This is a genomic window from Streptomyces sp. NPDC047974, from assembly GCF_040653375.1.
GTDB lineage: Bacteria > Actinomycetota > Actinomycetes > Streptomycetales > Streptomycetaceae > Streptomyces.
Map to the genome: position 1 here is coordinate 48,089 of NZ_JBEZNU010000024.1, position 11,888 is coordinate 59,976.

General features: G+C 70.5%; 9 protein-coding genes. All 9 read right to left on the reverse strand.

What is annotated here, in order from left to right:
* Positions 1-22: 22 nt before the first annotated feature.
* Positions 23-1,108 (reverse strand): hypothetical protein, encoded by a 1,086-nt coding sequence (locus tag AB0E19_RS28580; protein WP_362185067.1) that lies wholly within the window; start codon positions 1,106-1,108, stop codon positions 23-25.
* A gap of 93 nt (positions 1,109-1,201) precedes the next feature.
* Positions 1,202-2,719 carry an amino acid permease gene (locus AB0E19_RS28585; protein ID WP_362185068.1) on the reverse strand — a complete coding sequence of 506 codons (1,518 nt, stop codon included), beginning with the start codon at positions 2,717-2,719 and terminating at the stop codon, positions 1,202-1,204.
* A gap of 185 nt (positions 2,720-2,904) precedes the next feature.
* On the reverse strand, positions 2,905-4,824 hold the full coding sequence (dxs, locus tag AB0E19_RS28590; RefSeq protein ID WP_362185069.1) for a 1-deoxy-D-xylulose-5-phosphate synthase: 1,920 nt from the start codon (positions 4,822-4,824) through the stop codon (positions 2,905-2,907).
* 215 nt (positions 4,825-5,039) lie between these two features.
* Positions 5,040-6,326, reverse strand: coding sequence for a sugar ABC transporter permease (locus tag AB0E19_RS28595; protein ID WP_362185070.1), 1,287 nt, complete (start codon positions 6,324-6,326; stop codon positions 5,040-5,042).
* Entirely contained in the window at positions 6,323-7,102 is a 780-nt protein-coding gene (locus AB0E19_RS28600) for an ATP-binding cassette domain-containing protein (RefSeq protein WP_362185071.1), read from the reverse strand. Before AB0E19_RS28600 ends, AB0E19_RS28595 begins: the two co-directional genes overlap by 4 nt.
* A gap of 272 nt (positions 7,103-7,374) precedes the next feature.
* Complete coding sequence (locus AB0E19_RS28605) at positions 7,375-8,439, reverse strand: substrate-binding domain-containing protein (RefSeq protein WP_362185072.1); 1,065 nt, start codon at positions 8,437-8,439, stop codon at positions 7,375-7,377.
* Positions 8,440-8,561: 122 nt separating this feature from the next.
* Positions 8,562-9,782, reverse strand: coding sequence for an ROK family transcriptional regulator (locus AB0E19_RS28610; protein WP_362185073.1), 1,221 nt, complete (start codon positions 9,780-9,782; stop codon positions 8,562-8,564).
* A 158-nt stretch (positions 9,783-9,940) separates the two neighbouring features.
* Positions 9,941-10,873, reverse strand: a complete 933-nt coding sequence (locus AB0E19_RS28615; RefSeq protein ID WP_362185074.1) for a carbohydrate ABC transporter permease — start codon at positions 10,871-10,873, stop codon at positions 9,941-9,943.
* The gene (locus tag AB0E19_RS28620) at positions 10,873-11,802 is read right to left on the reverse strand and encodes a sugar ABC transporter permease (protein WP_362185075.1); all 930 of its coding nucleotides are present in this window, start codon (positions 11,800-11,802) and stop codon (positions 10,873-10,875) included. Before AB0E19_RS28620 ends, AB0E19_RS28615 begins: the two co-directional genes overlap by 1 nt.
* Positions 11,803-11,888: the final 86 nt, after the last annotated feature.

Here is an 11,888-nt window from a genome sequence, read left to right on the forward strand (position 1 = left end):
GGGGGCCGGGGCACCGGTCCGTCTACAGGCGGGTCCAGGGCGTCAGGGCGAGACCCTGCTCCTCGGGCTTCTGCCGGGTGACGACCACGCCCCCGTCGGGCGTCAGGGCGGCGAGGGCCACCCCGCCGTCGAGGCCGGTCGTCAGGGTGGGCGGGGCCGCCAGCGGCGGGCCCGAGGGGCTCCAGTACAGGCCCATGTCCTCGCGCTCCGCCATGAAGGCCCCGAGCGAGGTGACACCCGACGCGTCGCACTGGGCGACGAGGGTGCACTCGTACCCGTCGATCAGGCAGGGGGTGGCCGTCAGCGGACCGGCGCCGACCGCCTGGGCGACGGGCGTCGGCGCCAGGCCCCGGCCCGGCGACCAGAGGCAGACCCGGCCGTGGCCGTCCGCGTAGTAGACGGTCACGTGTCCGGACGGGCCCGTCACGGCCGCGAGCGTGCCCTGGACCACCGCGGTCGGCACCAGGTCCTCCGCGACCGGCTTCGCCCCCGGGTCGTGCTGGACGTAGCGCCGCAGCCCGCGGTCCGTGGAGGTGTACAGCTCGACGAGCCCCTTCCCGGTGACCGCGGCCACCGGGTTCTGGTCCGAGCGGCCGCCCCGCAGGTCCCACCAGGGGTGCCAGCCGCCGGCGTCCTTCTGGATGCGCGCGCTGACGCCGCCGCCGCGATTGCGGACGAAGACGTGCAGCCGGCCCTGGGCGTCCACGGCCACGGCCGGGTTGCCGAACCACTCGGCGTGGTTGTTGGAGTGCCCGATGGACTTCCACTCCACGTTGGGCCGGCCGGTCTGGTACTGGATGCTGTGCACCAGCTCCACGTGCCGCTCCCCCGACTCCTCGCCGGTGGCCGTGGGGCGGATGCCGATCAGGTGGACGTACCGGTCCGGGCCCTGCGCGACCGCCAGGAAGGGCAGCAGTCCGCCGCCGCCGATCTCGACCGGGCCGGTGAAGCGGTGCCCGTCGTCCTCGGTCCAGCGGACCACCTCGCCGCCCCGGGGGACGTACAGGCTGAATCGTCCCTCCGTGCCCCTGGCCAGCCAGTCGCCGTGCATTCTCGGGGCCTGCGGGGAGCCGTGGGCGGGGGCGGGGGCCTGGGGTCGGTTCACCATGGAAGGAATCCAGCACTCCGGGTCGTGGGGACGGATACGGATCCGACTGTATCCGGCCCGCCCCGACGGCCACTCCCCGCCGTCCGACTTCGCTCAGGAACGGACCCGCTCGCCCTCCCGCCCGAGCCGGCTGTGTCCGCGCCCGTAGGCGAAGTACACGACGATGCCCAGCGCCATCCAGACCGCGAAGCGGAACCAGGTCTCGCCCGGCAGGTTGAGCATCAGCCAGAGCGAGGCGGCGATGGAGATGATCGGGAGGACCGGCACCCACGGGGTGCGGAAGGCCCGGTGCAGGTCGGGACGGGTGCGGCGGAGGATGATGACGCCGACGGCGACCATCACGAAGGCGAAGAGGGTGCCGATGTTCACCAGCGTCGCCAGCTCGTTGATGCTGGTGAAGCCCGCCACGATCGCGATGACCACGCCGAGCAGGACGGTCGGCCGGTACGGGGTCTTGAAGCGCGGGTGCGTGACCGAGAAGAAGCGGGGCAGCAGCCCGTCGCGGCTCATCGCGAAGAAGACGCGGGTCTGGCCGAGCAGCAGGATCAGACAGACCGTGGTGAGGCCGACGGCGGCGCCGAAACTGATCACGCCCGCGAAGAAGGGATGCCCTGCGGCCTTGAACGCGTCGGCGAGCGGGGCGCTCACGGACAGCTCGGTGTAGTGCTGCATGCCGGTCACGACCAGGGCGACCGCCACGTACAGCACCGTGCAGATGAGCAGCGAGCCGAGGATGCCGCGGGGCATGTCGCGCTGGGGCAGCTTGGTCTCCTCGGCGGCGGTGGCGACCACGTCGAAGCCGATGAAGGCGAAGAAGACGATGGAGGCGGCCGTGAAGATGCCCATGACGCCGAAGTTGGTGGGCTCGTAGCCGAAGAGGAGCTGGACGAGCGGGGAGTCCCAGTTGGAGCCGCCGCCCTCCGGGGTCACGGCGGGCGGGATGAACGGCGAGTAGTTGTCGCCGACGATGAAGAAGAGGCCCGCGACGATCACGATCATGACGACCGTGACCTTGATCGCCACCACGACGGCGGTGATCCGGGCGGAGAGCTTCATGCCGATGACCAGGATCGCGGTGAGGACCAGGACGAGCAGGAAGGCGAGGATGTCGAAGGTGCCGCCCGGCGCGTCCGGGCCTTCGAGCGAGGCCGGTAGGTGCCAGCCGATGTTGTCCATCAGCGAGCGGACGTAGCCGGACCAGCCGACCGCCACCACCGCCGTGCCGAGCGCGAACTCCAGGACCAGGTCCCAGCCGATGATCCAGGCCGGCAGCTCGCCGATGGAGGCGTACGCGAAGGTGTACGCGGATCCCGCCACGGGCACCGTGGACGCGAACTCGGCGTAGCAGAGGGCGGCCAGGGCGCAGACGATGCCGGCCGCGACGAAGGCGAGGGCGGTGGCCGGGCCGGCGTTCTCCTTGGCGACCTTGCCGGTCAGCACGAAGATGCCGGTGCCGATGATGACGCCGACGCCGAAGACCGTGAGGTCCCAGGCGGAGAGGGACTTCCGGAGTCCGTGCTCCGGCTCCTCCGTGTCCCTGATGGACTGTTCGACCGACTTCGTCCGGAAAATTCCGGAGTTGGCCCGTGGGGGGCGTTGGTCCGTGCTCACCGTCGTACCTCCGCGTCGTGCGTGACGTCGGGTCTCGTGGCCCCGCGGACGGGGGTCGAGGGGACGCTGCCCGCGGTGAAGCCAGGATGCACGCGAAAGGGCCGGTCGGCACCCGGGAGGGTGAACCGACCGGCCCAATGGTGACGCGGAGTGACCGCCTCCGGGACCTCCGGGAGGAGGGGGGGTCAGTCGCGGGCGGGCTCCACGGCCTGCCGGGGCGCCTCGTACCGTCCGTCCAGGCGCGAGACCAGACCGGTGACCTGGCGCGCGATGTCCGGCGCGGTCAGGCCGATCTCGGCCAGGACCTCGCCGCGGGAGGCGTGGTCGAGGAAGACCGGCGGGATGCCGAAGTCACGCAGCGGTACGTCGACGCCCGCGTCGCGCAGCGCCTGGGCGACGGCCGAGCCGACGCCGCCGACCCGGCTGTTGTCCTCGACGGTGACGACGACCCGGTGCTCGGCGGCGAGCGGCGCGAGGGCCTCGTCGACCGGCTTGACCCAGCGGGGGTCGACCACGGTGGTGGAGATGCCGTGCCGGTCCAGGAGGTCGGCGACCTCCAGGCACATGGGCGCCAGGGCGCCCACGGAGACCAGGAGGACGTCCGGCGTGTCGCTGCCGGGCTCGCGGAGCACGTCCATGCCGCCGACCCGCCGCAGGGCCGGGACGGCGGGGCCGACCGCGCCCTTGGAGAAGCGGACCACGGTGGGCGCGTCGGTGACCTCGACGGCCTCCCTCAGCTGCGCGCGGACCTGGTCGGCGTCGCGCGGGGCGGCGAGCCGCAGGCCGGGCACGACCTGCAGGATCGACATGTCCCACATGCCGTTGTGGGAGGCGCCGTCGGTGCCGGTGACACCGGCCCGGTCGAGGACGAAGGTGACGCCGCACCGGTGCAGGGCCACGTCCATCAGGACCTGGTCGAAGGCGCGGTTGAGGAAGGTCGCGTAGACGGCGAAGACCGGGTGGAGGCCGCCGGTGGCGAGGCCCGCCGCGGAGACCGCGCCGTGCTGCTCGGCGATGCCGACGTCGAAGACCCGCTCGGGGAAGGCCTTCGCGAACTTGTCGAGCCCGACGGGCTGGAGCATGGCCGCGGTGATCGCGACGATGTCCTCGCGCTCCTTGCCGAGCGCGACCATCTCCTCGCCGAAGACGCTGGTCCAGTCGGCGCCGGAGGAGGCGATGGGCAGACCGGTGTCGGGGTGGATCTTGCCGACGGCGTGGAAGCGGTCGGCCTCGTCCTGGAGGGCCGGCTGGTAGCCGCGGCCCTTCTCGGTGAGGCAGTGGACGATCACCGGGCCGCCGAAGCGCTTGGCACGGGTGAGCGCGGACTCCAGGGCCTCGATGTCGTGGCCGTCGATCGGGCCGACGTACTTCAGGCCCAGGTCCTCGAACATGCCCTGGGGGGCGATGAAGTCCTTGAGGCCCTTCTTGGCGCCGTGCAGGGTCTCGTACAGCGGCTTCCCGACGACCGGGGTGCGCTCCAGGATGTCCTTGCCGCGGGCGAGGAAGCGCTCGTAGCCGTCCGTGGTGCGCAGGGTGGCCAGGTGGTTGGCGAGGCCGCCGATGGTGGGCGCGTAGGAGCGCTCGTTGTCGTTGACGACGATGACGAGCGGGCGGTCCTTCGCGGCGGCGATGTTGTTGAGCGCCTCCCAGGCCATGCCGCCGGTGAGCGCGCCGTCGCCGATGACGGCGACGACGTGGTCGTCCTTCTTGAGGACCTGGTTCGCCTTGGCGAGGCCGTCGGCCCAGCCGAGGACGGTCGAGGCGTGCGAGTTCTCGATGACGTCGTGCTCGGACTCGGCCTGCGAGGGGTAGCCGGAGAGGCCGCCCTTCATCTTGAGCTTCGAGAAGTCCTGGCGGCCGGTGAGCAGCTTGTGCACGTAGCTCTGGTGGCCGGTGTCCCAGAGGACCTTGTCCTTCGGGGAGTCGAAGACCCGGTGCAGGGCGATGGTCAGTTCGACCACACCGAGGTTGGGGCCGAGGTGTCCACCGGTCTTGGAGACGGCGTCGACGAGGAAGGTCCGGACCTCCGCGGCCAGCTGGTCCAGCTGTTCCGGGGAGAGCCGGTCCAGGTCGCGCGGTGTCCTGATACGGGTCAGCAGGGCCACCCGTGCCTCCTTGCGTTCTGAGCTGGTCGAGCTTGCCGATTTTGCCGAGTCTAATGTTCCGTCTTGGATCGTGGGCATCGGGCCAGCCGGAGCGGCATCACCCTCATGGGGGATGTACTGCTCCGGACGCGACGGTGCCCGGCACCGGTTTCCCGGTGCCGGGCGGATGTGGCCCGTGCCTCAGGCGCGCCCCTCGGGGCGGCGCGCCGGGCGCGTCAGGCGCGTCCCGCGGACTTCTGGGTCTTGCGGGAGACGGAGTCGATGATCACCGCGATGAGCAGCACCGCGCCGGTGATCATGTACTGGATCGCGTTGGACTCCAGGTTGAGCTGGTTGAGGCCCTGGACGATCGACTGGAGCACCAGGATGCCCAGGAGCGCCGACCAGACCTTGCCGCGGCCGCCGAAGAGCGAGGTGCCGCCGATGACCGCCGCGGCGATGCACATCATGAGCTGGTTGCCGCCGCCGAGGGAGCGGTCGGCGCCGCCGGTGGCGGAGGCGAGGAAGAGGCCGCCGATGGCACCGAGCGTGCCGGAGATCATGAAGACGGAGATCCGGATCCAGGCGACGTTGATGCCGGCCCGGCGGGCCGCCTCGATGCCGCCGCCGACCGCGAAGACCTGCCGGCCGTAGGTGGTGCGGCGCAGCACGAAGTCGGTGACCAGCAGGATCACCAGGAAGATCACCAGGGAGAGCGGGAGGCCCTTCTCCTGGTTGAAGCCGTACGCGGCGACCAGGACGAGGACCGCGAGGACGCCGGTGCGCAGCAGGATCTCGCTGTGCGGGCGGTGCGGGAGCTCGGCGGCCTTGCGGCGGGCGGAGTCGCGCAGCTGGGCGAGGTAGAAGGCGGCGATCACCACGGCGGCGAGGCCGTAGGCGGCGGCGACGTCGGAGAAGTAGTACTTGGTGAGGTCGCCGACGAAGCTGCCGATGGGGGTCGGGATGGTGGACCGCTCGCCCATCACCCAGGTCTGCAGGCCGGCCCAGCCGAGGAAGCCGGCGAGGGTGACGACGAAGGCGGGCACGCCGATCTTGGCGAAGACCAGGCCGTGGAAGGCGCCGAGCAGGGTGCCGGAGAGGATGCCGAGGAGGATCGCGAGGGAGTCCGGCATGTCGGTGGCGAGGACGCCCCAGACGGAGCCCGCGAGGCCGGCGACGGAGCCGACGGCGAGGTCGATCTCGCCGAGCAGGAGCACGAAGACGATGCCGACGGCCATGATGCCGGGGCCGGCCGCGTACAGCGTGATCTGGTCGAGGTTGTACGAGGTGATGAAGTTGCCGGTCAGCGCCTGGAAGACGATGCCGATGACGATGAGGCCGACGACGACCGGGAGGGAGCCGATCTCGCCGGAGCGGATCTTGCGCTTGAACTCGTCGACGTAGCCCTTGAGGCCCTGCTCGCGGACGAGGAGGCGGGGGTCGACGGCGGGGATCGCGGCGGCCTCGGGGGTGCGGGGCTCGGGGACCTCGGCCTTCTCGGTGGCCTGGGGGGTCGTGCTCACTGGGCTGCCTCCGCGGTGCGGGCCTGCCGACGGGTCACGGCGTTGTCCGTGGCGCCGGTGATCGCGGCGATGATCTCTTCGTGCGTGGTGGTGGCGACCGGGAAGGTGCCGTTGTTGCGGCCGAGGCGCAGCACGGCGACGGTGTCGGCGACGGCCTTCACGTCGGCCATGTTGTGGCTGATGAGGATGACGCCGAGGCCCTGCTCGCGCAGCCGCTCGACGAGGTCGAGGACCTGGGCGGTCTGCTCGACGCCGAGGGCGGCGGTGGGCTCGTCCAGGATCACGATCTTGGGGTCGCCGACCAGGGCGCGGGCGATGGCGACGACCTGCCGCTGACCTCCGGAGAGGGCGGCGACGGGGATGCGGACGCTGGGGATCCGGATGGAGAGGGTGGACAGGAGGTCCTTGGCGCGCTTCTCCATGGCGACCTCGTCGAGGACGCCGCCCTTCTTGAGCTCGCGGCCGAGGAAGAGGTTGGCGACGACGTCGAGGTTGTCGCACAGGGCGAGGTCCTGGTAGACGGTGGCCACGCCGAGGGCCTGCGAGTCCTGCGGGCGGGAGATCCCGACCGGGCTGCCCTCCCACTCGATGACGCCCTCGTCGATGGGGTGGACGCCGGCGATCGTCTTGACCAGCGTGGACTTTCCGGCGCCGTTGTCGCCGACCAGGGCGACGACTTCGCCCGCGTGGACTTCGAGGTCGACACCGGAGAGGACCTGGACCGCTCCGAATCGCTTGAAGATCCCGCGCAACGCCAGGACAGGCGTCTGGGACACGTGAACCAACTCCTTCGCCGCCCGTGCGGAGGGCGGCGGCATGTCGCGCCGTACGGCGGCGCCGAGTTCGAGGGGGGCTGTGCTCGTCCGGCCCCGGACCGACAGCGGGGTCTGGGTCGGCCGGGGCCGGACGGGTCTGGGGGCGGCGGCGGCCGCGTCGCGGGGACGGGCGCCTGCCGCGTCCTGCCGGGGCTGACGGTCCGGCAGGGAGGGTGCGGGGCCCGGGAGGTCCGGGCCCCGGCGCCTGCCCTGGCGGGCAGGCCCTCGGGGGCTTACTTGATGCCCAGCTCGGCGCACTTGGCGGCGAGGTCCGCGGAGCAGATGTCGGCGGCGGCGTAGATGCCGTCCTTGATCACCGTGGACTGGATGTTGGTCTTGTCGACGACCACCGGGGCGAAGAGGGTGGACTTCACGCCGTCGGTCTCGCCCTGGGCGCCGAGGTCCTGGCCCTTGAGCAGGTTGACCGAGAACTTGGCGGCCTCGGGGGCCAGCTGCAGCGGGCTCTTGTAGATGGTGAAGGTCTGGGTGCCGGCGACGATGCGCTGGATGCCCGCGACCTCGGCGTCCTGGCCGCCGACCGGGATGCCCTTGATGCCGGCGTTCTCCAGGGAGGTGACGATGCCGCCCGCCATGCCGTCGTTGGCGGAGTAGACGGCGCCGATCTTGTCCTTGCCGAGGGAGGAGATGGCGGCGGCCATCTTCTCGCCCGCGACCTTCGGGTCCCACTCGCCGGAGGCCTCGTAGGCGATCTTGCCGACCTTGCCGTCGAGCGCGGTGTGGGCGCCCTTCTTGAAGAGACCGGCGTTCGGGTCCTTCTCGTCGCCGTTGATCATGACGATCTGGGCGGTGGCGGCCTTGTCGCCGAGGGCCGTGAGCAGGGCCTGGCCCTGGAGCTCGCCGACCTTGTTGTTGTCGTGGCTGACGTAGGCGTCGGCGCCCTCGATCGCGCGGTCGTACGCGACGACCTTGACGCCCTTGCCCTGCGCCTCCTTGACCCAGGCGGCGGCCTTGGCGGAGTCGACCGGGTCGAGCGCGATGACCTTCACGCCGTCGGCGATGAGCTGGTCGAACTGCTGCTTCTGCTTCACGACGTCGGAGACGGCGTTGTTGTAGACGACCTCGCAGTCGCCGCAGGCGGCCTTGACGGCCTTCTCGAACTGCGGCTTGTCCAGCGACTCGTACCGCGCGGTCTTGTTCTCCGGGAGGAGCAGACCGATCTTGGTCGAGCTGCCCTTCTCCTCGCTGTCACCACCGCCGGCCTGGCCGCAGGCGGAGAGCGCGAGGGCCATCGAGACCGCGGCCGAGCCTATGACGACGCGACGAGTCATTGCGTTCATGTGGGGTTGCCTCCCTGACGAGGCCGCGACGGTGCGGCCGAGGTGTCACGAAGTCAACTCGGCTGCAACACCGTCGTCAAGAAGTGAAAACTTAACGAGATGACAACGGTGGTTACCGTTCTCTAAGTGAACGCGGGGACGGAGGCCGGAGCATGGGCCTGAAATGCCCCTTCCGCCCCGTTGAGGAGTGTCGAGTCGCCCATCTCGCTCAGCACCAGGGCCAGCGCCCCCAGCACCTCGGCGCGGCCGCCCAGCGCGCCCTGGACCAGGGAAAGCCTGCGTGCGGCGCTCGGGATCGCATACCGGCCGACCGAGTCCCGGATCGGGGCGAGCACCAGCTCGCCCGCCTCGGCGAGATCACCGCCGAGCACGACCCGGCTCGGGTTCAAGAGATTGCAAAGGTTGGCGACACCGCTGCCGATGTGACGCCCCACGTCGGCGATGACGCGCCGGCAGCCCGGGTCGCCCTCGCGCGCCAGCTGCACCACCCGCTCCATGGTGAGGTCCGGCCCGTGGCTCGGCTGGAGCAGCGGCAGCACGTACCGGGCGGCGGTGAAGGTCTCCAGGCAGCCGCGGTTGCCGCAGCGGCAGACCGGGCCCGACTCGTCGAGGGTGATGTGGCCGATCTCGCCGGCCGTGCCGCCCGGGCCCCGGTAGACCCGGCCGTCGATCACCAGGCCGGCGCCGACACCGCTCGCCACCTTGATGTACGCCAGGTCCTTCACGCCCCGGCCGCTCCCCCACACCAGCTCGCCGAGCGCGCCCAGGTTGGCGTCGTTGTCGACGTGGACGGGGACCCCGAGCCGCGCGGACAGCTCCTCGGCGGGGTTGATCCCGCTCCACCCCGGCAGGATCGAGGTCGAGCCGAGCGTGCCGGAGGCGACGTCGATGGGGCCGGGCACGCCGAGACCGACGCCGATCACCTTGTCCCGGCCGATGCCGGTGGCCTCGATCAGCCGGTTGACCAGCTGCTCCGCCCGGTCGAAGCCCTCCGCGGCGGAGGCGTCCACGTCGAGCGGCTCGGCCTCCTCGGCGAGCACCTGGTGGGCGAGGTTGCCCACCGCGACCCTGAGGTGGGTGTGGCCGAAGTCGACGCCGATGACGATGCCGGCGTCGCCGGAGAGCGAGACGCTGCGGGCCCGCCGGCCGCCCGCCGAGGTGGGCGTCACCTCGACCGTGCCGCCGTCCTTCAGCTCCCGGACGATGTTGGAGACCGTCGCCGCCGACAGCCCCGTCGCCCGGGCGATCTCCGCCTGGGTCAGCGATCCGGCCATCCGCACGGCGCGCACGACCCGCTCCAGATTGGCCCTGTGCAGCGACGTCTGCGACCCCGGAGTCTCCATCGACTCTCTCACTCCCACCGTTATCTCCAACATGTGAACTCTAAGGGGACGCTTTCGCCTTCGCTTCCGTCAAGACCCGGAACAGCCGTAGGCCCCCGCACGCGGACGCGTGCGGGGGCCTACGGGGGGGGCGTGGGAGCGCTGCTCCTTTCCGGCCGCTACTTCACGGCTCCGGCGGTGAGACCGGCCACCACCTGCCGCTGGAAGACGATGTACGCGGCGAGCACCGGCAGCATCGCCATCACCAGGCCGGCGAAGAGCCCGGACCAGTCGCCCTTGTAGCCCTGACTGACCGCGAGCTGCACCAGTCCCTGCGAGAGGACCTTCTGCTCGGGGTCGGTGTTGAGCACCGTCGGCAGCAGGTACTGGTTCCACTGGCCGAGGAAGTTGAAGATGCCGACGCTGATCAGGCCCGGCTTGGCCATCGGCACCATCACCTGGAAGAACGTCCGCGTGTGCGAGGCCCCGTCGATGAAGGCCGCCTCCGCCACCGAGGTCGGCAGCGTCCGGAAGAAGGCGGTCAGGAAGAAGACGGTGAAGGGCAGCGAGTACGCGATGTAGACCAGGATCAGGCCGTGGATCGTGTTCAGCAGCGCCATGTTCTGCATCACGTAGAACAGCGGCACGAGCGCCAGGATGATCGGGAAGCTCATCCCGCCGATGAACAGGAAGTAGAGGAAGCGGTTCCCGGGGAACTCGAAGCGGGCCAGCACGTACGCCGCCATCGAGCCGAACAGCAGGGTGCCGACGAGCGAGCCGCCGACCACCAGGATCGTGTTCAGGAAGTACTCGCTCATGTGCGCCTGGGTCCAGGCACGCGACCAGTTCTCGAAGTGCAGCGCGTCCGGCAGCGACCACGGCGAGGTGAAGATCGCCCGGTCGGTCTTGAAGGAGGTCATCACCGCCCAGAGCAGCGGCAGCGCCACCATGATCGCCCAGATGATCAGCACGCCGTGCGAGAAGACGTTGAGGACGCCGCCCTCGCGCTTCGTCCCGGCCGGGGCCGCGGTCTTGCGGACGACGGGCACCTGGTCCGTACGGATGGCGGGGATCCGCTCGTCGCCCGCGGGCGGGGTGTCGGTGGTCTTCATCAGAACTCCAGCCGCTCGCGCCGGCCCAGCTTCATCACGACGGCCGCGAAGGCGAGCGTGACGAGGAGGAGCGCGACGCCGATGGTCGTGGCGTAGGCGGCCTGACCGTCCCGGAACGCCTTCTGGTACACGTACAGCGGCATCACGATGGTCGAGTAGTCGGGCCCGCCGCCGCTGGGGCCGACGGTCATGATCTGCACGACCGCGAAGGACTCCGCGCCGAGCGCGAGGATGCCCATGTAGATCCACCCCGACTGCACGGTGTCCCAGAGCAGCGGCAGGGTGATCTTGAAGAACGTGGTGAAGCGGTTGGCGCCGTCGAGCAGCGCGGCCTCGTAGAAGTCGCGAGGAATGGACGCCATGCCCGCCGAGAAGAGCACCACGAAGAAGCCGACCGTCGACCAGACGAGGACGATCATCACGCAGATCAGGGCGAGGTCGGGATCACCGAGCCAGTCCGGCTGGACGGCGCCGAGGCCGACCGCCCTGAGGAACGAATTGATGGCCCCGCTGTTCGGGTTGTACGCGAACTGGAAGAGCAGCGCCACGATCACGATCGACAGCACCTGCGGGAAGAAATAGACGATCTTGTAGAAGGAGGAGCCGCGGACGCCCGTGACCGCCGCGCCCTTCCGCCGCCGGCCCCCGACATTCAGCATGAACGCCAGGAAGAGCGCGAATCCGACCGTCACCAGGGGAAGGACGACCGCGAAGGTCAGACTGTGCTGGAGCGATTTCCAGAAGATCTCGTCGTCGAGCAGTCTCGTGTAGTTGTCGAGACCGACGAACCCGAATTCGGGACTCAGACCGCTCCAGTCCGTGAGCGAGTAGTAGATGGACTGGATGAACGGCCAGATGACGAAGAGCGCGTAGAGCGCCAGGGGGACCGCCAGGAACCCCACGATGAAACGGTACTTGCCGTGCTGCATTCCGAACCGACCCCGATCTCCGGCGAAGGACGCGCGCCGCGGCGCCGCGCGCCGAGGGGCCGGGGCCCGCTCCCGGTCGGCGGGAA